The organism is Bacillus sp. MUM 116, from assembly GCF_001866655.1.
Lineage (GTDB): Bacteria > Bacillota > Bacilli > Bacillales > Cytobacillaceae > Neobacillus.
This window is the reverse complement of the sequence record NZ_MLYR01000101.1, coordinates 1-24,576: the sequence shown is the minus strand read 5'-3', so window position 1 is coordinate 24,576 and position 24,576 is coordinate 1. Positions and strand designations below refer to the sequence as shown.

Annotated in this window: 25 protein-coding genes; 10 read left to right on the top strand and 15 right to left on the bottom strand. The window is 37.0% G+C overall.

Annotation, left to right across the window (positions count from 1 at the left end; genetic code table 11):
- Positions 1–61: 61 nt before the first annotated feature.
- From dltD to BIV60_RS22660, 9 genes are all read right to left on the bottom strand, one after another.
- Positions 62–1,234: a D-alanyl-lipoteichoic acid biosynthesis protein DltD gene (gene dltD, locus BIV60_RS22695; RefSeq protein ID WP_071357998.1), complete on the bottom strand. Its 1,173-nt coding sequence runs from the start codon at positions 1,232–1,234 to the stop codon at positions 62–64.
- Positions 1,231–1,467 carry a D-alanine--poly(phosphoribitol) ligase subunit DltC gene (dltC, locus tag BIV60_RS22690; RefSeq protein ID WP_071357997.1) on the bottom strand — a complete coding sequence of 79 codons (237 nt, stop codon included), beginning with the start codon at positions 1,465–1,467 and terminating at the stop codon, positions 1,231–1,233. Before dltC ends, dltD begins: the two co-directional genes overlap by 4 nt.
- Positions 1,468–1,472: 5 nt before the next feature.
- A complete protein-coding gene (dltB, locus tag BIV60_RS22685) occupies positions 1,473–2,639 on the bottom strand; it encodes a D-alanyl-lipoteichoic acid biosynthesis protein DltB (protein WP_071357996.1) in 1,167 nt (388 codons plus the stop codon).
- Positions 2,636–4,150 carry a D-alanine--poly(phosphoribitol) ligase subunit DltA gene (gene dltA / locus BIV60_RS22680; RefSeq protein WP_071357995.1) on the bottom strand — a complete coding sequence of 505 codons (1,515 nt, stop codon included), beginning with the start codon at positions 4,148–4,150 and terminating at the stop codon, positions 2,636–2,638. Before dltA ends, dltB begins: the two co-directional genes overlap by 4 nt.
- A gap of 20 nt (positions 4,151–4,170) precedes the next feature.
- On the bottom strand, positions 4,171–4,299 hold the full coding sequence (dltX, locus tag BIV60_RS28735; RefSeq protein ID WP_083402405.1) for a teichoic acid D-Ala incorporation-associated protein DltX: 129 nt from the start codon (positions 4,297–4,299) through the stop codon (positions 4,171–4,173).
- Between the two features lie 320 nt (positions 4,300–4,619).
- Positions 4,620–5,177 (bottom strand): class I SAM-dependent methyltransferase, encoded by a 558-nt coding sequence (locus BIV60_RS22675; protein ID WP_083402404.1) that lies wholly within the window; start codon positions 5,175–5,177, stop codon positions 4,620–4,622.
- 427 nt (positions 5,178–5,604) lie between these two features.
- Positions 5,605–6,111: a hypothetical protein gene (locus tag BIV60_RS22670; RefSeq protein WP_071357994.1), complete on the bottom strand. Its 507-nt coding sequence runs from the start codon at positions 6,109–6,111 to the stop codon at positions 5,605–5,607.
- 208 nt (positions 6,112–6,319) lie between these two features.
- Positions 6,320–6,616 carry an RNA polymerase alpha subunit C-terminal domain-containing protein gene (locus BIV60_RS22665; RefSeq protein ID WP_071357993.1) on the bottom strand — a complete coding sequence of 99 codons (297 nt, stop codon included), beginning with the start codon at positions 6,614–6,616 and terminating at the stop codon, positions 6,320–6,322.
- Positions 6,617–6,666: 50 nt separating this feature from the next.
- Complete coding sequence (locus tag BIV60_RS22660; RefSeq protein WP_071357992.1) at positions 6,667–6,981, bottom strand: hypothetical protein; 315 nt, start codon at positions 6,979–6,981, stop codon at positions 6,667–6,669.
- 566 nt (positions 6,982–7,547) lie between these two features.
- Between BIV60_RS22660 and spxA the strand changes: the two genes are divergently transcribed.
- From spxA to BIV60_RS22640, 4 genes are all read left to right on the top strand, one after another.
- Positions 7,548–7,943 (top strand): transcriptional regulator SpxA, encoded by a 396-nt coding sequence (spxA, locus tag BIV60_RS22655; protein WP_071357991.1) that lies wholly within the window; start codon positions 7,548–7,550, stop codon positions 7,941–7,943.
- Between the two features lie 511 nt (positions 7,944–8,454).
- A complete protein-coding gene (locus BIV60_RS22650) occupies positions 8,455–9,525 on the top strand; it encodes a BMP family lipoprotein (RefSeq protein ID WP_071357990.1) in 1,071 nt (356 codons plus the stop codon).
- Positions 9,526–9,781: 256 nt separating this feature from the next.
- The gene (locus BIV60_RS22645; protein WP_177177378.1) at positions 9,782–10,669 is read left to right on the top strand and encodes a YitT family protein; all 888 of its coding nucleotides are present in this window, start codon (positions 9,782–9,784) and stop codon (positions 10,667–10,669) included.
- Positions 10,670–10,706: 37 nt separating this feature from the next.
- Positions 10,707–11,795 (top strand): PrsW family glutamic-type intramembrane protease, encoded by a 1,089-nt coding sequence (locus tag BIV60_RS22640; RefSeq protein ID WP_071357988.1) that lies wholly within the window; start codon positions 10,707–10,709, stop codon positions 11,793–11,795.
- Positions 11,796–12,051: 256 nt separating this feature from the next.
- Here BIV60_RS22640 and BIV60_RS22635 read toward each other — a convergent pair whose 3' ends face one another.
- Positions 12,052–13,524 (bottom strand): flavin monoamine oxidase family protein, encoded by a 1,473-nt coding sequence (locus BIV60_RS22635; protein WP_071357987.1) that lies wholly within the window; start codon positions 13,522–13,524, stop codon positions 12,052–12,054.
- Between the two features lie 218 nt (positions 13,525–13,742).
- On the opposite strand from BIV60_RS22635, the gene BIV60_RS22630 reads away from it, so the two are divergent.
- From BIV60_RS22630 to BIV60_RS22620, 3 genes are all read left to right on the top strand, one after another.
- A complete protein-coding gene (locus tag BIV60_RS22630; RefSeq protein ID WP_071357986.1) occupies positions 13,743–14,198 on the top strand; it encodes a C40 family peptidase in 456 nt (151 codons plus the stop codon).
- A gap of 276 nt (positions 14,199–14,474) precedes the next feature.
- Positions 14,475–14,843, top strand: a complete 369-nt coding sequence (locus BIV60_RS22625; RefSeq protein WP_071357985.1) for a Gp49 family protein — start codon at positions 14,475–14,477, stop codon at positions 14,841–14,843.
- Between the two features lie 352 nt (positions 14,844–15,195).
- Positions 15,196–15,909 (top strand): DedA family protein, encoded by a 714-nt coding sequence (locus BIV60_RS22620; protein ID WP_071357984.1) that lies wholly within the window; start codon positions 15,196–15,198, stop codon positions 15,907–15,909.
- Between the two features lie 41 nt (positions 15,910–15,950).
- Here the strand turns inward: BIV60_RS22620 and BIV60_RS22615 are convergent, their stop codons facing one another.
- Both BIV60_RS22615 and BIV60_RS22610 read right to left on the bottom strand, forming a co-directional pair.
- Positions 15,951–17,399 carry an ArnT family glycosyltransferase gene (locus BIV60_RS22615; RefSeq protein ID WP_071357983.1) on the bottom strand — a complete coding sequence of 483 codons (1,449 nt, stop codon included), beginning with the start codon at positions 17,397–17,399 and terminating at the stop codon, positions 15,951–15,953.
- Positions 17,400–17,796: 397 nt separating this feature from the next.
- A complete protein-coding gene (locus tag BIV60_RS22610; protein WP_071357982.1) occupies positions 17,797–19,170 on the bottom strand; it encodes a dipeptidase in 1,374 nt (457 codons plus the stop codon).
- Positions 19,171–19,500: 330 nt separating this feature from the next.
- On the opposite strand from BIV60_RS22610, the gene BIV60_RS22605 reads away from it, so the two are divergent.
- The 3 genes from BIV60_RS22605 to BIV60_RS22595 all read left to right on the top strand — a co-directional run bounded on the left by BIV60_RS22605 (position 19,501) and on the right by BIV60_RS22595 (position 21,744).
- Positions 19,501–19,701: a cold-shock protein gene (locus tag BIV60_RS22605; RefSeq protein WP_071357981.1), complete on the top strand. Its 201-nt coding sequence runs from the start codon at positions 19,501–19,503 to the stop codon at positions 19,699–19,701.
- A 334-nt stretch (positions 19,702–20,035) separates the two neighbouring features.
- The gene (locus BIV60_RS22600; protein WP_071357980.1) at positions 20,036–20,665 is read left to right on the top strand and encodes a fumarylacetoacetate hydrolase family protein; all 630 of its coding nucleotides are present in this window, start codon (positions 20,036–20,038) and stop codon (positions 20,663–20,665) included.
- A 125-nt stretch (positions 20,666–20,790) separates the two neighbouring features.
- The gene (locus BIV60_RS22595; protein ID WP_071357979.1) at positions 20,791–21,744 is read left to right on the top strand and encodes a ribose-phosphate diphosphokinase; all 954 of its coding nucleotides are present in this window, start codon (positions 20,791–20,793) and stop codon (positions 21,742–21,744) included.
- Positions 21,745–22,311: 567 nt separating this feature from the next.
- On the opposite strand, the gene BIV60_RS22590 is transcribed toward BIV60_RS22595, so the two are convergent.
- From BIV60_RS22590 to BIV60_RS22580, 3 genes are all read right to left on the bottom strand, one after another.
- Entirely contained in the window at positions 22,312–23,415 is a 1,104-nt protein-coding gene (locus BIV60_RS22590) for a threonine synthase (RefSeq protein WP_071357978.1), read from the bottom strand.
- Positions 23,416–23,488: 73 nt separating this feature from the next.
- Positions 23,489–23,863: a RidA family protein gene (locus BIV60_RS22585; RefSeq protein WP_071357977.1), complete on the bottom strand. Its 375-nt coding sequence runs from the start codon at positions 23,861–23,863 to the stop codon at positions 23,489–23,491.
- Between the two features lie 10 nt (positions 23,864–23,873).
- On the bottom strand, positions 23,874–24,524 hold the full coding sequence (locus BIV60_RS22580; RefSeq protein ID WP_071357976.1) for a helix-turn-helix transcriptional regulator: 651 nt from the start codon (positions 24,522–24,524) through the stop codon (positions 23,874–23,876).
- Between the last annotated feature and the right edge of the window lie 52 nt (positions 24,525–24,576).

Sequence of the window (24,576 nt, the reverse complement as noted above, 5' to 3'; positions counted from 1 at the left end):
GTTGAAGAACTTATACGAAAAACAACAATCTATGCGAAAATAGCCTATATTAATTTATAGTTTAGTTTTTTTCGTAAAAATCCTTAATTGCTTTGTCCACATAAACCCAGCCTTTCCAACCGATGTGAATGGTATCCTTCATAAAATATGGATCGTATTCGTGGTTGGAAAAATCAGCGATCGGATAACCCTGTGACTCAATTTGATTTTTAATTCGTTTATAATAAGAAGTACGGCCTTCCTTTGGAAAACCGGTATAATCATACCATCTCCCATTGACGGGAACTGAAATAAATAATGGTTTTGCTCCTGATTGTTTTAAGACGTCAAGTACAAGCTGAAAATCAAGATATTCAACAGATTTTCCGTACGATGCACCTCTTTTAGAGTCCTTTAATAATTGCACCTTTTTTTTGATTGTATTGTACTTAGCATTAATCACATAAAATGAATTATTCGTCGCCTGCTGTTTACCCATTTGGTCTGCTTCATTTTTTAATTCCTCCCAGGATTTATTTCGAACCTCTGGACTAATATCCCGTTTACTCTTAGGACCGCCTGCTATCGAGTAATATAAATCTTTTTTCGTCAACATCAGTCTATATGCCTTTGCAAATGGACGAACAAATGCTGCTTTATCCTTATCCATAGGATTATTAGAAATTTCCCCCCTGTAAATAGTTGAAAGCATTCGATCATCTTGTATTGGTTTAAACTTTAACAATCGTTCTATCGCAATTTTTTTCACCTTAGGGTCAATTTTATTGTTAAAAGCAAGATCATATCCCTGAAGTATTGAATAGTTTGGAACAAAGTGTGACAGATCAGCCCCCTGAGGTTGAAACCATTGGGGGGATAAGACAAATACAAGTTTTTTCCCTTTAAGCTCGTCAGTATGCTCGGCAAAGTTGAGAAAATGAATCAAGGATATCGAACCACCGCGTCCAACAAGAAAAGGAGTAAACCCGTCATAATTTTCCTTAAAATAATTGGATGGATGAAATCGATCCAGCCTGGCCAATTCGGAAGATCCATACATTGGCAAATATCGATCATCCTGAAGCATTTTCGATTGAATATATTTACCTTGAAACATTAATGGATTTAACGCAGTGGCAGCTTGACTTACCCTTTGTTTTGGAATAAAGCGTTCTACCCAGCTATTCGGAATAATAATCAGAATAAACAAGGTAAGAAAGGCAAAGATCATGGGTGAAAATAAAGCTTTTTTCATTTAAATTCAGCCAGCTGCTTCGCAATTTTATTTGGGGTATTCCATGTTTCACGATCGAATTCCGTAATGGGTACTGTAAGGCCAAATCGTTCTTCAATTTGGACAAGCAATTCTACTGTCCCAAAGGAATCAAGCAGCCCGGATTCAAATAAGTCGATATCTGGGTCTTCCTTTACAACATCGTCTTGGCAAATTTCTGCCACTAATGCAATAACTTGTTCATTAAATTCCATATGAATCATACTCCTTTATGAATAAAATGTCCTGAAAAAATATAAAATCCAAAGCATACAAAATGGAACGTGATAATGACAGACACAATATGAGTAAATTTATTTTGCGGCCACCAGTGATGTTTCTTATTAAATTGCTCAAACGAATTATACAAAACCATTAATAGTGCATGGTAAATTCCGTAAAGAATATATTGAATCTCTAATCCATGCCAGAAGCCCATTAATAAAAATAACAAAATATAGCCTAAATTGGAAATAATATGCCGGTTTTTTATCCATTTTTTCTTCGTCATCCAAAACACAAATCGCATAAACACATAATCCCTAAACCAAAAAGAAAGAGTCATATGCCAGCGATTCCAGAAATCCTTCATATTTCGGCTTATAAATGGCTGGTTAAAGTTTTCTGGAGTTTTTACACCCATAATATAGCTGACTCCAATGGCAAACGCACTGTAACCTGCAAAATCAAAAAACAAATATAGGCTATAGGCATACATATAAAAAAGATGATGTTGGAAAGCGCCGTGGCCATAATACCCAAGTTTGGCCATAATATAATGATGAATCAAATAACCAATGATAAACTTGTAAAGAAAGCCAAGAAAGATGCTATTCATCCCTTTGTAAAGGAAAAGTTTATATTCATCCCTTGGCAGATCCTCGTTTAAATCCTTATCAAAGCGGCGGTATCTGTCAATCGGTCCAGATGAAATGGTTGGAAAGAAAAGGATGAAATAAAGCAGCCGAATAATTGGGACCTGATTTTTAATTAAACCATCCCTGGTTTCCATGATCATTTGGACACCTTTGAATGTAAGATACGATATCCCGAGAAATCCCCATAAATTTTGGATGAATAAATAGGGCGATAGTTTAGATAGCAATAGCGGAAGAATCGAAAGAATGACCGCTAAGCAAAAGATGAACCCGCTGTTTGCCTTTTTTCGATAGGCAATATATCCTTTTATTAAGATAACCTGCCAAAAGGTAAAAAAGATTAGCGCATAAGTTTCCCTTACATTTGCTGAAAAGATAAGCGCCAAAAAAATAAGTGTAACTAGAACATTATAGGTCTTGGAGCGTTTTCCATTTAAACCAAGGATTACAGTAGGTGCTAAAAGGATGGCTGTGATAAAAAAGAACAAAAATGTACCATATGGTGTCATAGCAATACCTTTTCTTTAATTCGTTTTCGGTCGACTTTTCCATTGGGTGTCATTGGAAGCTCATGATAATACTCAAACTTTTTTGGAACCATATATGCCGGAAGTTTATGACCAAGTTCTTTTTTTATCGCACCAGTAAGCTGATATTCCTTGTCAAATTCATGTTCGGCAGGGACAATGGCTGCAGTTAAATATTCAATTTTTTCCCCTTTGTAAACCGGGATGACCACTGCTGTTTTGACATATTGTGAATTGGCAATATGCTGTTCAATCTCTTCCAGCTCCATTCTGTATCCATGTAATTTTATTTGAAAATCGATCCTGCCTTTATAGAAAAGGAGATCCTTTACCATTTCTCCTTCATCACCAGTACGATAGGCCTGTTCACCGTTGATGGTGTAAAATGACTTTTCCGTTAGTTCCGGTTGGCCTAAATATCCTTTGCTAACACTAGGGCCGACGACAATGATTTCCCCCTTTTCTCCTTCCGGGACCTCTTGTCCGTTCTCATTCAGTAACAGTAATTTTGTATCTTTTTTTGCTCTTCCAACTGGAAGGGGAGAATACTGGTTGACGATTTCCTTTGTAATTTCCACAAAAGTGATGGCAACTGTCGTTTCTGTTGGACCATATGTGTTATAAACTTTTGCTTTTGGAAACCGTTCAAGAAGCTGACGGGCAACTTGGAATGGCAAAATCTCTCCACAGAATAAAAATACCATGACTTCCGGAAGCAATTCTTGATTAAAGGATGGATCCATTAAACACATTTGTACAAACGAAGGGGTGGAAGTCCAAACCTGCGTGTTTGATTTTTTTAGGGCTTCAAATAACATTTTCGGTTTCGCAATCATTTCCTTTGTGATAGCAAAGAGACTTCCGCCCGTTGCCAGGCAAGGATAAAGATCCATTACGGAAAGATCAAAGGAAAAGGGCGCTTGATTGATAAAGCGCAGTCCTCCTTGAATCGGAAAATCTTCTGCCATCCAATCGACAAAGCTTTGGAGATTATTGGCCGAAATTTGAACTCCTTTTGGATTACCAGTACTACCGGAGGTATAGATAATATAAAAATTTTCATCTTCAGATACCCAATTGGAAGGGTCAATTTCATCAGAATCAGTAGGAAATGCTTGGATTTTATCCATCGTAATCATTTGAATCGCTGAATTTTGGATTTCTAATGGTTTTCCGGAAACATTGACGATAATTTCAGCCTGAGAAGCTTTGCTGATTCTCTCGATTCGTTCCAAAGGAATCGAAAGATCAATGGGTATATAGGCATGTCCGGATTTTACACTTCCCAAAAAAGAAACAAGCATTTCTGGTTCCATATGACCGTAAACCATAATAGGTGACCATGTTGAAATGTTTTGGTTTAAAATAAACTTGGCCACTTGGTCTGATTTTTGCCAGAGTTCTCCATAGGTCAATTGATGATCTAGTGAAATAAAAGCATCAGCTTCCGGGTGCGTAAAAGCAAAATCCTTTATTTTAAATAGCATCCTCATTTAGAAAAACACCTCCAACATTAAAATTCAGTGTATATATAGGCTCCTGCATTGACGTCACTAAATCCATACATTAAAAATAGCAAAAGCAGGATGAATAAATAATACAGGTAACGGACAAACCAGTTTGCTTGATTATTTTCGTTCACTATTGTTTTACCTCACTTTAGAAAACCTGATTTATTGATTTATTATCAAGCTAAAAGAAGAGGTGAATTCATACTTCAGGCATTAAAAATGTGGAAATTTCTTTGTAAAAGTAGCCAATTAGAAAAGCGCAAGCGCCTTGGTCAGCCCCGACAAGTGCTGGAGGACCTGACGGTGAAGTCGTTTTTTGACTTCATTGTCAGGTCCGAAGCAACCTCGAGGGGCTAGGCGCTGGAGCTGGACAATTCTCAAAGTAGAAATTTTCTTTCTTTTCTATAAATAAAAAACACCGCAATTATGCGGTGCGGTTCATTTTTGCCGGTTAGGGCTTACAAATAAATACATAAGCAGGAGGGATATTCCAATGGACCTTTATTACCTCTATATGACTAAAATAGGATTCAAAGAATTCTTTTTTCAGCTGGCTATATTGGAAGGTAATGAACTCGCCATTATTACCCAAAATAGCCTTCGTTTTCCTTAAGATATTTTTTGAAACACTGATAGGCAAACTGGTAAAAGGCAAACCTGAAACAAAGTAATTCACGTTTGGAACTTTATATTCTTGGATATAACGGTCTATATTTTCAGCGGAGCCATGGATAAGGTGAACATTTGGAATTCCGCCATATTTCTCCATCAGTGGCTCATAAAACTCCGCGTTTGATTCAATTACTAACAATACAGTGTCATCCTCTTTATTATCAATCAGTTGTTCCGTAAAAATCCCAGTTCCTGGCCCATATTCGACGATACTTTTAGCATGAGCAAATTGGATCGGTGCAATCATTTGTTTAGCTAGCTGTTTTGAACTGGGGAGGACAGCGCCGACTGTTCTTGGATGCTTTATAAATTGTTTAATAAACGCCATCTCGTGCAAAGTAAGCCTCCCATCGATACGTGGTTTGAACAGCTTTTTTATTATTTCCAGTTTTCTTATTTCAACAAGGAACATGCTGCTAGAATTAAATGGTATGAGAAGTTGAAAATGCTTGTGTCCATTTGTAAGCACGAAAATAATATTTCAAACCACTGTAAAACATAATAATAATCTTTATCTTCTGCAATTGTGCGCTTTGAATGAATAAAAGAAGGACACTTATTTTCATGTTTAATAAGTGTCCTTCAATACTTTAAGGATATTTATTATTTAGGTCTTGATGAAAAATGCCCCATTTTTATTTATCTAAAAAGATAAAGGAAATTCCAAATATAAAAACCACCTAGTTGCATTTTTCTCAATTTATATGATTTATTTATAGGTTGTACAATTATTGTTTTTTTAACTCTTTTTTTCTTACGGATCATCAAGGGATATACTGTTCGGTAATTTTCGTTACTACCCCATTTTTAATTTCAATATGAAAAGGAACTTGGTGGTCCTTGTTTCGTTGTTTCAAAAACGTAATAAATTGGGTTTTGGTTACTTTTTCATTCCATTTTACTTGGTAATCATTCCGTGTTTGTAACACGAATTGAGCGTTTTTTGAAATCGTGAAGGTACGAATCTTGGGATTCACATTACGGATCCAGTATCCATCCGGCGCATGGTCCATATCATTTTTACATTTACAATCCTTTAAAAATTCTCTGTCTGCCGCCTTTCCAAAATACCATTGAATATAATCAAATTTTCCTACCCATTTACCATGCACCTTTTTAAACGAAGTGATATAGGTGGTTGTTTTAATGATTTTACTTTGTTTTGCCACCTTTGTTTTCGCATATGCCTGTGAAGTGGGGGAGGGCAGTAGTAACAATGTAAAAATCATGAATAAAGGTAAGCTAATTTTCATTAATCTTTGTAAACTCATCGTAATCCACCTCTTTATATTTTTTTCTATATTTAAAATATAATAGGTGAAACGTGAAAACGATGTCGATTTACAGGATATAGAAAAATATTCTTTTTTCTATGTAAAATATACAAAAATGGTTGCTGTTCTATCATTATTTTAGTTGAATTCACTTTTAAGAGATTTAGGAATAGTAAAAAGATATATCAATCAGCCAAGCGTACTTCTATTCTGTTTTGAATGATAACCCATTTGTCTCTAATACAGTCCTAAGTTTAGGTAAAGAAGCGGGTCCCATACCATGAAATTGCAAAATCTCTTTTTCACTAAATTTTGATAGCTGTTGCAGTGAAGTGATCCCATTATGCTCCAATGCTCGTCTAGCTGGCGCGGAAAGTAGTGAAAGAAATCCGGTCTCAGGTTTACTTTCTTGCTCACAAATCGGGCAGGTCGGACAGTCGCTGCTTTTATAGTATTTGTGGCCATTGGTGCAAGTCCTTAAATTTTTCTTGGAAGTGGTCATGTTGAATGACTCCTTTTCTAATAGTTTAGAGGAAAGCACCTTATAAATGCTTACCTTAAAACCTCATCTAAAGAAATAATACTATGCTGTAACTCTTTATTCGAATCTAACACACCTATTACGATCTGATTATCCTCTGTTATTGTGGCGTATCTGAATTGTTCATTCCCATTAATGAGTAAAGCTGTCTCCTGTATTGCTTCCATCTTTGCAAAAACATTTTCATTGTACTCAAGTTCGAGAAAATGATCTAATTCTTCTACTGGTCGACCAACCCATTTTAATAGAAAATCTTTGATTGCAAATTGCTCGATCATGGTTAAATTTTTCTTGAATGTTAGTTTTTCCACGGATACTGTTTTCACCATTATCACTCCTCAAATTGTAAGTAAAGTGTATACTTTCAAGTTCCTTACTTCAACTCTATTACAGTGACAGAATATTTACATTTTGATTTCGAATTGAATACATTGAATGCAGGTCGGCACATTATTTTTGCGTTTTTCCTACCGAGAAAAATTTATTATTTAAGGAATTTAAGAAAGGATTTGTCCAATTTTATACATAGTTTTTAGTTTAATAGAATGATATAATTGTGATAGTTTTGAATATGTAAAGCAATGAGTGCGGAGGTGGAAAAAATGGAATGGGGTCTATACGCTATTCTTGGATTGTTTGTTTTAGCAATGGTAGCAACTTCTGTTATGTTTAACAAAATGATGAATGAATAAATGAAAAACGGCCATTTTAGCCGTTTTTTTGATTTTCTGAAGCAAGACCAAAAATATATTGACAATAAATTAATTAAGTTATATCATTATCTCGAATTAAAGATAAATTGATCTGACAAAATAAATTCCTGAATTTTTAACAAGTATTTTAATTCAAGGAAATGGTGAGTAAATTAAATTAATGGAGTGTGTTTTTAAAGATGGTAACGCTATTTTTAAGTCCGAGCTGTGCTTCTTGTCGTAAGGCAAAATCCTGGCTGGAATACCATAATATTCCATATTCTGAAAGAAATATTTCAGCGAAAACCCTTTCAACCGAAGAGATTAAAAATATTCTTCGTCTAACGGAGGATGGAACAGATGAAATCATTTCAATAAATTCGAAATCTTACCAAAAACTAAATGTTAATATCGATTCTCTTTCACTTCAAGAATTGTACCAGTTAATCAAGGAGAATCCAGGAATATTGCGAAAACCAATCATCATCGATGAAAAAAGATTGCAAGTGGGTTTTAATGAAGATGAAATCCGGCGTTTTATTCCAAGGAAAATCCGATCCTTCCAATTTAAACACGCTGCACAAATCATTGGTTAATATACGATTCAGCGGTCGAATTTGTATAATTTTTAAAAGATACCTCGAATTCGAGATTCCGGAGGAGGAAATCCAAATAAAATCTCAAAGTAGAGGCTGCTGCCCAATGGTATAAACGAATTCTAAACAAGTAAATAAAAGGTAAAAGAGCGAATCGAACATAATCGGTTGGCTCTTTTCTTTAAAAGGAATTATTAAAGGGAAATTTTCTTTAAAAATTTCATCCTTAAAGGGTTTTGATGGAATTTGTCTTTTCAACCGTCGTGGAAGGACAGTCTACCAGATTTTTGAGAAATTTTGTCTCTCCAGCGCATGTGGAAGGACAATTTTTCAGTTTTTTGAGAGATTTTGTCCATCCAGCACCAGTGGAAGGACACTTAACTAACATTCCAGAATGATTTTGTCTTACCAACAACTCCCCATAAAAAGCCACAATCCTGGAATGAACATATCTTTTTTCGGCAAACTATTGATTAAAGATTATTCATCAACTTCTTAGGGGTGACAATACGTGATAAAGCAAAAAATGGTAATGGCAATAGTCCTTGTACTTGCAGTTGGCACACTACTTGGTGCATGCGGAAAGGGCAATAAAAACACAGCTGGTGGAAACAAAAAGAATGGATTCTCAGCAGGAATGGTAACTGACATAGGCGGAGTAGATGACAAATCCTTTAACCAATCTTCTTGGGAAGGGCTACAAGCCTTTGGGAAAGAAAACAATATGAATAAAGGTAAAGGCGGATATGATTACCTTCAATCCACATCTGATGCTGATTATGTAACAAACTTAACGACACTCGCCCGGCAAGGCTTTAATTTAGTATTTGGGATCGGGTTCTTAATGCAAAATGCTGTAGATCAAGTTTCGAAACAACAAAAGGATACGAAATTTGCCATTATTGACTCTGAAGTGAAAGAATCAAACGTTGTAAGTATTCTTTTTAAAGAACAGGAAGCAGCTTTCCTTGCAGGGGTTGCAGCAGCACTTACAACGAAGACAAATCATATCGGTTTCATTGGTGGGATGGAAAATGCGGTCATTGAACGTTTCCAAGCTGGGTTTCTTGCCGGGGTAAAAGCAGCAAAACCTGCGGTAAAGGTTGATGTTCAATATGCTGGTGCATTTGACAAACCAGAAGCTGGTCAAGCAATCGCATCGAAAATGTACTCCTCTGGTGCGGATATTATCTTCCACGCAGCTGGAGGTACAGGAAATGGTTTATTTAAAGAAGCAACAGACTTAAAGAAAAAAGATCCAAACCGTCAAATTTGGGCAATCGGGGTGGACCGTGATCAAAGCGATATGGGTCCGGATGTGGTTCTTACCTCTGCCATTAAGCGTGTGGATGTAGCAGTAAAAGATACATGTCAGAAAACGAAAGACGGGAAGTTCCCGGGAGGAAAGAGTATTCTATATGGGTTAAAAGAAGATGCAGTAAGTTTAGCACCAATCAATGTCAATGCTGCTAACAAAGCGGCAATTGAAAAAGCTGTAAAAGATTGGACAGATAAAATAAAATCCGGAGCCCTCAAAGTACCTGGCACTCTTGCTGAATTAAAAACATTCAGTGCTAAATAGTGAAATAAAAGTAGAAAAACAAGCTGCCAAACTTGGCGGCTTGTTTCAATTTAATGTAAAAAAATTCATCCTTCCATATAGAAGGATGAATCAACAACAATCAAGATTTTAGGGGAATCCTGAAGTAATTATATTATGTGCTGAAATGAAGCAATTTATTTGGTTTAAATGGCTATAATAAAAATATTTTCATCGTAATGATAACAGGTACAATGAAGAATCCTAAATAGTAATGAATGCGTCAAGGAGGAATGGGATGAGCGCGCCTGAAGAAAAAAAGAAATCAAATCATAAAAAATTAACAGGAAGACATATTGTCAAAAGAACTATATTTATTACAATAGGTGCCATCATCATGGCTTACGGACTGGAGTCTGTTTTAGTTCCAAACAATATGATTGACGGAGGAGTAACCGGTTTATCCATGATTTTAAGTCATGTGACATCCATCAACCTCAGTATCTTTTTAGTCATTTTAAACTTACCCTTCTTCTTTTTAGGTTATAGGCAAATCGGTAAAACCTTTGCAATGAGTATGCTCTATGGGATTATTGCTCTTTCTATAGCGACTTCTTTTATGCATCATGTAAAACCGATTGTTACTAACGAGCTGCTCGCAGTCGTTTTCGGGGGGTTAATATTGGGATTGGGAGTAGGCTTAACCATTCGAAATGGTGGAGTGTTAGATGGTACAGAAACATTAGCGATATTAGTTGAGAAGAGGGTGCCATTTTCTGTCGGTGAAATTATCATGTTTGTTAATGTGATTATTTTTTCAATTGCTGCCTTTGTATTCGGGTTAGAAAATGCCTTGTTTTCAATGCTTACCTATTATATTGCCTTTAAAACCATTGACGTTGTTGTAAAAGGGTTAGAAGATATGAAATCTGTGTATATCATTAGTGATAATACGACTGAAATTGCGGATGCTATAACAGAGCGATTAGGCCGTGGAGTTACTTATTTACATGGAGAGGGTTCTTACAGCGGTGAAGACAAGCGTGTGATTTTATCTGTCTTTACAAGACTGGAGGAAACAAAGATGAAAGATATTATTAGAGAATTTGACCCGCATGCATTTATTATTGCTACGGATGTAACTGCAGTTCACGGTGGCCGCTTTAAGAAAAAAGATATTCATTAATATAGGATGATTCGTACCTAGAAGGGAGGAATATTTCATGAAATGCCCGGAATGTGTTCATGAAAATCCGGAAGAGGTAAAGTTCTGTTTAAATTGTGGGAAAAAATTTTTTAGTAAGGACACTACACATCAAGATGAAAACAGCCTGTTTTATGAGTTTGCCCATTTTGTCGATATGGTTCCGAGGCATGAACGTTCGGTTGAGCCTAAATTTCAAAATATTTTCTCGCGGGTGTTCCGAAAGCATAGTGAACTTGAGGCTGAACGGCTTTTCATCGTGGGGACTGCGCTTACTACACCTAAAATCGAAGAAGTGAAGGAAACCTGGCCAAAACCTTGGCTTTTTGCGAGAATATTTCTTGTTGCATTGATTGCATTTTTAGGACTATTTTTAGGTGTAGGCTTGTTCAAAAATATTAACTTTATCCCGGGGCTAATTCTTGTTGGTGCCTTTACTGTTCCAGTTACGACGTTGATCTTCTTTTGGGAAATGAATGCTCCCCAGAATATTGCTTTTTATAAAATCATTTATGTCGTATTGATTGGCGGAATCCTCTCAATGCTCGTGGCGCTGGTGTTTTATGATATTTTAAAACATAACATCAACCCGATTACGATTGGCATCGTTGAAGAACTGTCGAAAGTGATAACGGTTCTCTATTTTGTCCGAAACATCAAATATCGGTATATACTAAACGGATTGCTAGTGGGTGCTGCCGTAGGAGCAGGTTTTGCAGCCTTTGAAACAGCTGGTTATGCCTTAAGGGCCCTTCTTTCCGGAAGTTTCCACAATCTTTATTTTACGATGCTGTGGCGTAGTTTGTTAGCTCCCGGCGGACATGTCGCTTGGGGTGCGCTAACAGGAGCCGCCTTTTGCATCGTACAAGGGAACAAGAAATTTGAGCTGAACAGGCTGTTTAATCCAAAATTTATGCGAATCTTTATTCTGGTTGTTTTGATGCATGCTTTATGGGATACACCATTATCAGGTATGTTTCCGTTCGGACAAATCATTCTGATGATTTTATCATGGATTGTGGTTTTTGGCATGATCCGCAGCGGCTTAAAGGAAATAGCCAATAAGAAGTTGCGGTTGTATCATGATCCATTCGAACCTACCTCATAGGTAGAATATATCTTGGGTTAACAGGAAGAGGGGAGACAGCAGCTGCAGATCCCCTTTTTGTTGAAGGCTATTTTCGCATAGATTGTTGTTTTTCGTATAAGTTCATCAACCCGTATAACTAAATGCTTCGTAGCATCTTTTCGTATGAACATTTGCGAAAATTGCCTAGAAACTTAAGTATTTGACCCTTATTAAGGTCCAAAAGCAACAAAGTTTACGAAAAGAGCCTTGTTGAAAAAAGAATTTCTGTAAGTCTTTAATATTTTGGTAAATGATTCACTTCATTGGCAACCCGGATTCCTGATTCAATCGCTCCTTGCATCCAACCGTGGGTAAGAGTTGTATGCTCACCTGCAAAGTGAACTCTTCCTTCAGGCAACTTGATATAAGGAAACAGTTCATTTTCCTGACCTGGGTCAAAAGCCACTACAGCACCGGTAGCATACGGATTATTAACCCAACTAAATGAAGTGCCTGATACAAACTCAGAATAAACTTGGTCACCGAAAATTTCAGCCAAGTTCTTTAAGGAATAGAAAATACGATCTTCGTCAGTTAAACCATTCCATGTCATCGCTTCATCCGCCCACGTATAACTTGCCAAAACAACAGCAGGTCCATTTGTCCCAATCCCTTGACTTGGATAATATGTAAACCGAATTGGTAAATCCGTTATTGATTTACCGCCGTATTGACCGTACTTCTCCCAAAACCTGCTTTTAAACTCAATTCCGACTTTGGTAGCCGCCATATAGTTGATTTCACGAATCGCTCTCCGTTTATAGTAAGAAAAAGAATGAAATGGTTCGATTTTTACAAATCGCAATACCGAAAAGGGGATGGTGATGATGGCAAGATCACTCGTGATGGTCGAAGTGTTGGAGGTCCGTTCATCCCTGAAATGAATGGTTACACGATTGTTATCCTGGATAATTTTCGTCATCCTTTGATAGTACCTAATATCATCTTTTAATTGCGGCAAAAATGCTTTAGGAAGCAAATCCATCCCACCGGTTATCTCAAAGAAACGATTTGTTCTGAATTGCGATGCTTCGCGCATAACTTCAAGAAATGACATCCCCATGTAAGCTTCATAGTCGAGAAGCACATCAATCATATCAATTGCACCTTCTGAAAAAGTGGTTCCATATTGATAATGGTAAGAATTTAAAAATGAACCAAGCGAATAGTTTTTAAATTCGTTTTCAATTAAACGCCAATTTTTCTTTGGGTTTTTATTAATAAAATTGATTATGGGTTCAACAGCTAAATTAAAGAGCTCTTCGGCACTTTTACCTCTTTCGTTTGGTTGTACAGGAAAGTTAAAAATTTCTGGATTTTGTTCATATAGATTGAGACGTGTTTTTATCCCATTTATATAAAGAATATCCGTCGTAGTTCGGTTAATAAAAGGGTTTAATGATAATCCCAATTTTTGAATATATGCTAAGGTCAACAAATGATTGTCGGGAATACGCATGGGCCCAGCATTTAAATAAAGCCCATTGCTAAAGGGAGGACGAATGGTATAGATCCGGCCTCCAACAATATTGTTTGCCTCCAAAATCGTAACGTTGTGTCCAGCCTCCTTTAATAACGAAGCGGCAACAAGACCTGCGATCCCTGCTCCAACAATGGTAATCTTCTTGGGAACTTGGGATTTTTGAAGCCCATTCTTAATCATGCTAATCATTTGTTCAGAGCTTAAAGCCGGTATGTTTTCAGGCATCTTATCGCTCCCTTTGAAAAAGGACTATTACATTGTATTCACGTGAATAGATGCCTATGTGCTAAAGCGTTAGTACGATCATTAGGAAAACGAATAGTTCAGGTATTTGGAAGTTATATCAAAATAACTTTGTTACAAAACTGTAATTTTGCTGTGATGCCCCTGTCATACCTTTCTAGTATATTTAACCTATCAAATCACACCAGGAGGTAACCAATATGCTTAAGAAATTTATTATGGCATTAGTTATTTTAGCATCTTGCGGCACTTTGTTTGCCAACATGGGTGATAAAGCGGAAGCAGCATCTTATGATTATCATACAAAAGCAATTCAAGTAGCAAAGAATCATATGGGAGTCCCTTATCAATGGGGTGGAATGTCACCATATGGTTTTGATTGTTCCGGTCTTGTAAAATATTCTTATGGAAAAGCGGGAAGAACCCTAAATCGTACAGCTTCTACAATTTATTATGGAAACGGGTATCATGTAAGTTCTTTAAAGACAGGCGATTTAATGTTCTTCGCACCATCAAAAGCAAGCAGACCAACACATGTTGCGATTTATATCGGGCGCGGAAAAATGATTATGGCTTCTTCCTCAAAGGGAGTTATGATTACAAACACAAGCAACCCATACTGGCATCCTAAATATATCGGAGCAAAAAGAGTTTAAAGATCATCGAAAACGGTGGTCTTTTTTTAGTTGGGGGGTTTATTGACAGTACAGGGCTCGGGAGTTTTGCTGAAAATTCGTACCATCGGCCAAGCCTCTCGCCTTTTTCAGAAAAATTAGAGAAAATTTAATTTGACTGTGTTTATATTCCGTAATAAACTAAGGAAAATTCATATTGCAACTCCCGCTTTTCCGAACTTTTGTTGGAAAAAAACCTATTTGGAAATGGGTAAGCAAATAGTCATTTAAGTAAATAACCAAAGGGAGTGAATCACGATGTTAATCGAAAGCATTTGTCCAAAATGTGGAGAAATTAATAATGTTGAACATAAAGGGGAAGACCTGCTTTTTGTCACTTGTAAAAACAATCATATCTATGATCATATAGTTATTCCTTATTCTAGAACGGGCGGAATTAAGGATGAACGCCGGAAAAAATTAGAGGAAATGATTGTTGAAAAGAAATTTCATCGCATGAGTGATAAATCAACGATTTGTCTATTAATCTTTGAAAATGGTTATGAAATCGAAGGTCGTTCAACCGTACGCGACATGGCTGATTTCCGGACCATTATTGGAAAAGATAAAGCGTATGAACAAGCATTAAAGAAAGCAATGGTAGCATTAGGTGCATACTTAATTTAAATAAAAGGCAAACAAAAATGACGTGTGATTGGCCACACGTCATTTTGTTTTTCAATCAACTATTCATCTAAAAACTGGTATTGCAATAAATTGAAGAGTCACTGTTGATCCCTCATTTAATTCACTTTTAAGAAGATTCCAAGTTCATGATTAGAGAAAAATGAGGATTTTCTAATAAAATGAACATCCTTAAAACTTGATTAATAATTCGTTAAAAAGCGGGGGCAGTGCCAAAATTATGATACAGTAAATATATCAGGTTAAAATAAGGAATATGAAATTATACCTAATAAATTTTGACAGAATGTCTTCAGATAGATTCCTAGACAAATAAAAGTGAGGGGGAAAAAACATGGGTCATATTACAACTTACATCGATCAATTCGGATATATTGTCTTATTTGTTGCCCTATTGTTGGAATTGATTGCCGTGCCCCTGCCAGGTGAATTGCTCATGTGTTACAGCGGATTTCTCGTGTATCAAGGGCATCTTAACTGGTGGTTAAGTATAGTAGTAGCCGGTGTTGGTGCATGTATTGGAATGACAATTTCTTATTGGGTTGGTTATAAGTTAGGGACCCCTTTTTTCGACAAATATGGTCACCGGTTCCATATGGGGAAAGACCGGATTGAAAATATTTCAAGCTGGTTTAATAAGTACGGGAATAAACTTCTGATTTTAGCTTACTTTATACCAGGTGTTCGACATATCACTGGTTACTTTTCTGGGATTACTAAGCTTCCTTTTCGCACCTATGCAGGATTTGCCTATACCGGAGCATTCCTCTGGGTAGCAGTCTTCATTACTATAGGAAAGATCTTAGGTCCTCAATGGGAGCTATTTCATACTTTAATAAAGAAATACTTACTTATTGGAATTGTGGTTGCAGTATGTATTTTAGCAGTGATTTATCTATATAAAAAATACAAAGGTAAGTTAAAGAATGCTGCCCTTAAGATTGGAAAAAGAACGTTAGCGATCTTTCGCTCTTTCAATCAAGTGGAAGTTCTTACACTTTGTACAGCAATGGCATCATTAGGATGTGTTATCATCTGGCTGGAATGATAATGGATGGAGGACCAATGGAACAATAGGGTCCTCCATTTTTATTTTTTAACAATGTACCCCCATGTATTTGAGAAGAGAATCTGTAAGTGATTGGTTTCGATCAGTTGTATAGACTCTTGTCCTTTTTGTATTAACAGCAGTGCTTTTTCCTTATTTAAAAAGTCATTAAAGTTCCCGTTTTCTACATGTAAATCTCCATATAACTCTGCCGTCAGAACTTCATTTTGCTGCCATGACTGTTGGTTCGATGTACGATGCAAAAAGATGGAGTATCCTTTCAACTCCTTATTTTCTTGTACCTTTTGGAGTAAACTCAGCTGTAATTTCGGACTCTGTCTATGTAAGATAGTATAAATTTGCCCATAGTAAGTACTTGAAGCAAAGAAAATAGAGAGTAAAAGAATCGCTTTTGTTAGAGATTTTCCATGCATCATCAGTATTTTACTTGCAAGAACACCGATGATAATAGACAGCGGTGGGTAAACGGGCAGAATATACCATCTTATTTTTGTTTTAGCAAAAGAAAAGAACAGGAGAGGTATAAGGACCCACAGACCTATCCCAATTTTGTAGAATCGATTCTCTGATTTTTTTTCCAGAGTCGATAAGTTATTTGAAGTATATAGTAAGGCCAATCCAAAAAGAATAGTCAGCCAAATCCCGAAATACTTATACATAACGAGAGCATAGTAATTTTTCCCGCCAATATGCCCTTCAATTGGTGCAGAAGACCTTTGAAGTAAGTCATATACCACCATTTGTCTGAAAAATTCAAACCCATCATATTGGTAACGTACCGACGCCCATGCTAGGATCGGGATGATCATGCACGAGAAAAGTATTAACCAATTATATTTCGTTAGGGTTTTATATCTTCCTGTAATCATTAAAAACAAACCGATGATGATGGCAATATTGCCTGCATGCCAGCTTTTTGTAAGGAAAGCAAGCGCAAATGTAATTCCCGAACAATAAAGCCAGTTTATATTTCGATCCGAAAGTAATAAGGACAGAATGCTTGCAGTAAATAATAGGACAAAAAGAGCATCGGCATCCCCAGTTCTTGCACAGTGATTCAGTATATATTGTTTACTCGTTGACAATATCAGTGTCGATAGGATTGCAGCCAACTTCCCATACCTTTTTTTAACGAAGGCAGCTATCATGATGATAGTAAGCAGAGAACTAATTCCTGATAAAAGTCTTAGACCAAGGGCATTAAAGCCGGCTATTTTATAACCAGCCATCACAGCCCAAAAACTAAGCGGCGGTTTTAAATTCCAATAATCGTTTTTGTATTGGTAGGTATTCACAAAAAAGTTTCCTTGTTTTAACATTTCATAGGCACTAACCCCGTGCCTTGCCTCGTCCCAACTATATATTGGGAGATTACCTAAATGAAAAAAAATATTGTAAACATCTATGATTAGTAAAATGGAAATGAAATAAGGAAAAAGGAATTCAAATTTTCGAGATAAACGGTGCATCGTTTTCTTGCTCCTTACAACTTAATAATTGACTTAAGGATGTTTCATAAAACTAATATCACATTTATCTTTTCCTATTTTTGATTTATTACGATAAAAAGGGCTTTCTCCAAAATTGGAGCAAGCCCATATCCATTTTATCCCGCATTAACGGGCAGTAAGACCCCCACTTCAAGGCTTAGTGAAAACAGGAAGCATAGGTGGGGGTCCAACTGCCCGTAAAAGCCCGATTGGTGAGATACAGTGAAACTTGCCACTGCGTCAGCAGGGGCTTAGTTGAACCAATCGGGTTCGTACTGTCTCTTTATCAAGGCGTCAGCCTTGATATTAGAGACAGTAGAACGGGACTAACAATCAGTGGGGGATGAAAAAAACCCCCACTGATTGAAGTTTCACTTTATAAGGATTGTTCAAGCTCATACCAGTAATAACAAATTGTTTCCATCCCCTTATCAAAATTCTCAAGGTTGAAATGTTCATTCGGAGCATGGAAATTTTCATCTGGAAGGCCAAATCCCATTAACACAACCGGCTTGTTTAAAATTTGATCAAATACCGCCACAATCGGAATCGAGCCGCCCATTCGCGTAAAGGAAGTTGGAACATTATACACCTTTTCATACGCTCTTCCAGCGGCTTGAATAGCAGGGTGATCAAATGGTGTAACAAATGATGGGCCTTTATCGAATGGGGTAACCTTTACAGATACCCCAGGCGGCGTATGGGATTGAATATGCTTTTGCAATAGCTCGACAATGACATCCGGATCTTGATCTGGAACAAGTCGGCAGGTGATTTTGGCATGCGCTTCAGAAGGAATAACGGTTTTAATCCCTTCCCCTTGGAACCCGCCATAAATCCCATTCACTTCGAGCGTGGGACGTACCCAAGTTCTTTCTAGTGATGTATAGCCTTCTTCCCCAAACAGTTCAGGAACACCTAATTGATTGATAAAGGACTTGTCTGTAATCCCAAGAGATTCATAGGCTGCTTTTTCAGCGGCCGTTAACTCAGCAACTTGATCGTAAAATCCTTCAACAGTGATTTGACCCTTTTCATTATGGAAGGAATTCACAATCTCAACCAGCGCATGAATCGGGTTTTGAACCATGCCGCCATATAATCCTGAATGAAGGTCGCTTTTGGGCCCCTTTACATCGATTTGCAGGCCGCATAAGCCTCTCAAACCATAGCAAATGGCCGGCTTTCCACGTTCAATCATACTGGTATCAGAAATGACCACCACATCTGATGACAATAACTCCTTGTTTTCCTTTACAAAAAGGGGAAGATTAGGGCTGCCCACTTCTTCTTCTCCCTCAATCAAGAATTTTACATTGATTGGAAGCGTTCCAGTGGTTTGAAGAATCGCTTGTAACGCTTTAAGATGCATAAACACTTGGCCTTTGTCATCGGTTGCTCCACGAGCATATATTTTCTCGTCGCGAATCTCGGCTTCGAAAGGCGGGCTGTCCCATAGGTTAAGAGGATCAACGGGCTGGACATCATAGTGGCCATAAATCAGAACAGTTGGTTTACCTTCCGCTTTTAGCCATTCCCCATATACAACGGGGTGGCGTTTAGTATCGTATACTTTCACATTTTCCATCCCAATGGCTTGAAGGGATTGTGCAACCCACCCGGCAGCCTTTTGAACATCTTCTTTATGCTCCGGGAGTGAGCTGATACTCGGAATCCCCAAGAATTCCTTTAATTCTGTTAAATGCTGGCCTCTGTTTTTCAGTAGATATGTAGTAATTGCTTGATCCAAAACTAAAACCTCCTAAAACATAGTAATTCTAACCATTTCTTCAAATAAAAGATTTTTCCTGCTTTTGTTCATATAAAGTGGTGAATTTAATGTAAAAATCAATGCGCATTCCTTATTATGAATGGCCATCTTAATTAATAAACATAAGTAAATTCGTATCTATCTCTGCCGAGTGATATTTTTTAATAGCCTTGTAATCTTTTGCAATTGATGGTATGATAGCAAAGAATTATTTTTGTTCGGTGTAAAGGATAATGAACTTTCGTCTTGATGATCACTGAGAGCAAGGATAGTAACATTGTGTGTAAAACACACTAGGAGGCAACAAAAATGGAAAATGGTAAAGTAAAATGGTTTAACTCAGAAAAAGGTTTCGGATTCATCGAACGCGAAGGTGGAGAAGATGTATTCGTTCATTTCTCAGCGATCCAAGGCGAAGGTTTCAAGACTCTTGAAGAAGGTCAATCTGTAACTTTCGACGTAGAAAAAGGTCAACGTGGACCACAAGCTGCTAACGTTCGTAAAGCTTAATAGCAGAATAAATGACAGACTCTATCTCTAGAGTCTGTTTTTTTTTTACATAAGGAATAAACAGGGGTATTTATACCAATTAACCTGCTAATGGTTATTTTAGATAAGTGCTCCAGGAAAAAAATGCTTCCCAACTAACGTTAAATCATTAAAATAAAAACCCCACTCACGAATGAGCAGGGAAGTTAAAACGGTAATTCAAATGGTATAGAAAGTATAACACATTATCAGGGGATTTACCTATTTTTTCTACTTAATTTCAAAAAATAATGGATGATAAATAGTTGATGAATAAAATCAAGAGAACTAGTATTGAATTAAGGAGGGATTAAAGATGAAGGAGATCAAAAATATTTATTGCGTTGGGCGAAATTACGCAGCACATGCAAAAGAATTAAATAATGAAGTACCTAAGTCGCCATTTCTTTTTTCAAAGCCTACACATGCACTTGTCGAAGCAAACGGACAGGAAATTCATCTTCCTGGCCATCGGGGATCAGTCCATTTTGAAACGGAGCTTGTCGTCAGAATTGGGAAACAGTATGAAACCGGTATGAAAGTGGATGAAGCGGTCGAGAGTATGGCGATTGGCATCGATTTTACATTACGAGATGTTCAGAGTGAATTAAAGAAAAAGGGCCATCCATGGCTGCTTGCAAAAGGGTTCCCCAATTCAGCTGTAATAAGTGAGTTCATCCATTTTCCCGGGATTGAAAAATTAAAAAGTACTGATTTCACGCTGATTAAAAATGGGACGAAGGTTCAGAATGGAAATATCAAAAATATGATTTTCGATTTGCAAACCATCTTGGATTTCACTTTCAAGAACTTCGGATTAGGTGAAGGGGACATCATCTTTACCGGTACACCAGAAGGCGTTGGACAAGTACTTGACGGGGACCATCTTTCATTGGTATGGGACAATCAAACCCTCGGTGAATGTTTGATTAAATTAACAGAATGACAGTAAGCGGCAATTTTGGGTGTACATACTTTGTTTAATTAGTGAAAAAATTGTGCAAGAATGGTCGTTCTTCATGTAAAATAAGATAATGGACAGCAATGATAAAAGCAAAGTATGGGGGATCAATGGTGACGTATAAACTGAAACAAAATTTCAAAATGTTTACATTAAATTCAAATCGAGAACTGGCGGAAGAAATGGCAAGCCTTTTAGGTTGTGAATTAGGAAAGTGTTCCGTTACTCGGTTTAGTGATGGTGAAATTCAAATTCATATCGAAGAAAGCGTTCGCGGAAGTGATGTCTTTATCGTTCAATCCACTTCAATGCCGAATCATGAGCATATAATGGAACTGCTCATTATGGTCGATGCGTTAAAACGAGCTTCTGCTGATACGATCAATGTAGTCATGCCCTATTACAGTTATGCCCGCCAGGATCGAAAGTTCCGATCACGGGAGCCAATTACGGCAAAACTAATTGCCAATCTGTTGGAAGCAGCGGGGGCAACGAGACTTTTGACAATGGACTTCCATTCACCTCAAGTTCAGGGCTTTTTTGATATACCTGTGGACCATCTAATTGGTATTCCTATTCTTTCAGAGTATTTTTTAAAAAAGAAATTGGACGATCTTGTGATTGTTGCACCACATAATGGTGGAGTAGTCAGAGCAAGAAAAATGGCCGGTTGGTTTGATGCACCGATTGCCATGATTGACCGAAGAAATCCGGAATCCGATTGCTCCGAAGTCATTAACATTATCGGAAATATCGAAGGGAAAACGGTCATCATGATTGATGACTACTTGGACACTGGTGACACATTCGCTTCTGCGGCGAAAGCTTTAGCGGAGAATGGGGCAAAATCCATTTATGCTTGTTGTACACATGCGATACTATCTAATTCTGCTAAAGAAAGAATAGAGTCCTCACCGATTCAAGAAATAGTGGTGACCAACACGATCGAAATTCCGGAAGAAAAGCAAATCAAAAACATGACGGTGTTATCGGTGGCCACATTGATGGTAGACGCGATTGACCGGATCCATAACGAGAAAGCGGTAAGTCCATTATTTGAATAAGTGATTCGTTTAGGAAAAAATCTCAGAAGATATCTTCTGGGATTTTTTATTTTTATAATGGGATTATTATTTCGAATGTATCCTTATTTTTAGCGGATTTCATCCTTGCAGGCCGGCTGGAAAGACAGTTTTCTATATTTTCGCTAGATTTTGTCCTTGCAGGCCATCTGGAAGGACAATTTTCTTTATAAATGCTGGATTTCGTCCTTTCAACCCCCAAAAATAGATTATAAGAAGGTGTTCACTTAGATGAGCAATAAAGAATTTAACCGTTTTGCATCTCAATTGGTTGGGTAAGAAGTAGAAGTAATCACGAATAATGGAACCTTTACAGGGACACTAGAATATGTTGGCAGTGACAGTATCATTATAATTACTAGAGTAAGAGGCAGAAGAATCAGAATGGCTATTCGTATCGCTATAATCATTGCGCTATTCAGTTTATTAACTGGCAGTACGTTTACTTTTTGTAGGCTCTGTTAAACAACGATGTTGATCTGTTATAAAAAGCTAGTGGTAGTTCGATTGAAGTTCGATTGAAGAACTACCACTAGCTTTTTATCGCCGTTATTTTGATTTAATTCCTGCACCGCAAAAAGGGATGATTATTTTTTCCTCCGGTTCCTTCTTATATTTTAAGTAACCCGCATAGTTTGCCGCTGTTGTTACTTCAACATAGAAACCTTTATTTGCAAGCATGGCCCGTGCACTCAGAATTTCCTCTTCTTTAATGTCAATAAAGAGACCATTTGTTTCACGTACAGCTTCTAAAATTTGTTTTGATCGTGCTGGTGCGGCAATGGCAATGCCTTCTGCTAAAGTCCCTATATTCGTAACAGGTTCTGCTATTGCATCCCCAATTTCGTAAGCATTCACGAGTGGTGCACAGTTCGCTGCTTGGATGGCAATTAATTTCGGCATTTTTTCGATTAATCTATTTTCAAATAATTCTTTGAAACCATAGTAAGCACCAAGTAAAAGTGTACCGTTACCAACGGGGATGATTAAAGAATCTGGCACACCTTTTAATTGCTCATAAATTTCATAGGCATATGTTTTCGTTCCTTCATAGAAGTAAGGATTATACACATGACTGGCGTAAAAAACTTTTTCTTCGTCAACAGCCTTTTGTGCCGCAATAGCAATGTCCTCTCGTGTACCATGAATCTCTTTAATCGTTGCACCATGTGCCCTGATTTGAGCAATCTTTTTCGGTGAGGTTTCATCACTTAAATAAATTTCGCATGCAATGTTACAACGTGCTGCATAGGCTGCAATCGCCGTTCCTGCATTCCCACTGCTATCCGCAATCACTTTTGATACGCGTAACTCTTTCGCTTTCGTCATTAAAACAGCGGCTCCTCGATCTTTAAAAGATAAGGTAGGCATCATATAGTCAACTTTTACATACGTATTTGGCTCTAGAGGATCTAAAACAATTAGAGGAGATTGGCCTTCACCCATTGTAATCGATTCCCACGTCTTCGTATTTTTGGCGAATGGCATAGTTTCAAAATATCGCCATAACGAGTTTGGATAGTGATTCCAAGCGGCGACACTAATTTTGGGTGTATCTTTTACGATATCTAAAACGCCGCCACATTCACATTTCCATAAAGTTGGTGTAATATCATGCTTTTTCCCACAACGATTACAAATAAATTGATTCATCCTTTATCAATCCTTTCGAATATTTTTTTATATAAAATATAAATTTTTATACATAAAGGGTAAAAAAATATCCTTAAATATAGGCAATTGCCTCCATTTCAATTTTGAAACCAAAATGTAATTCATTTGTTGGTACCACAGTACGTGCCGGTTTATGCTCACCGAAGAATTCTTTATAGACAGCATCTACTTTGTCCCATAATTCCACATTTTGAATATATAGGGTCATGCGTAAGATTTGCTCTTTTTTACTTCCTGCTTCTTCTAAAATCATTTCCACATTTTTAAGTCCTTGTAATGTTTCCTCTTCAATGGTGCCAAATTTCTTTTCACGTGTGATGGGATCAATGGAAAATTGGCCTGATACATAGACTGTGTCATGATGAACTGTTGCTAACGCATAATGTCCATTTGATTTTAAATTACCAACTTCAAAAATGCTTTTCATAGAATTCTCCTTAATTTGATTTATTTTTTATTTCATCCAAATAACTATAAACAGTTACTTTAGAGATGCCTAATAAAGCTGCGACTTTCTCAACAGACCCTTTCATTAAGAAAATTCCTTTTTCATCCATAAATCGAATTAATTCAATTTTTTCATGGCGTTTCATGAATGGATGGACACTGTTTTGAATGATTTGTTGAATCAATTGATCAACGATTTCTTCAACATTTTCAATCGCAGCATCTGATTTTTCTTCATTCTCTTGAATCGCAACTTGTGTTGGTAGGAAGGTGTTCATAAATTGCTGCATTTGATTTAGTGCTTCAACATCAAAATTTATACAGAAAGCTCCAATAACCTTATGCTTGGAATCGCGTATTAATGAAGTCGAAGACCGAATGGTACGCTTGTCTTCTGTAACAAATGTATAACCTGCTAAATAATCTTCTTTAAAATCTTCTGATCGTAATACTGTTTTCACTAGGTGATCAAAGGATTGACCGATTTTTCTTCCGGTTACATGGTTATTTACTGTAAACATGACAGAGCTTTGAGGGTTCGTCAAATCATGAATAACGATTTCACAGTTTGGCCCAAACATTTTTGCAGTAGATTTTGCTAAAGGGATATAACTCTCTAATACTTTTTTACTTTCTTCCATATCTAACTACCTCGATTATTTTAAATAGTCCATGTAATGATAATTATATATT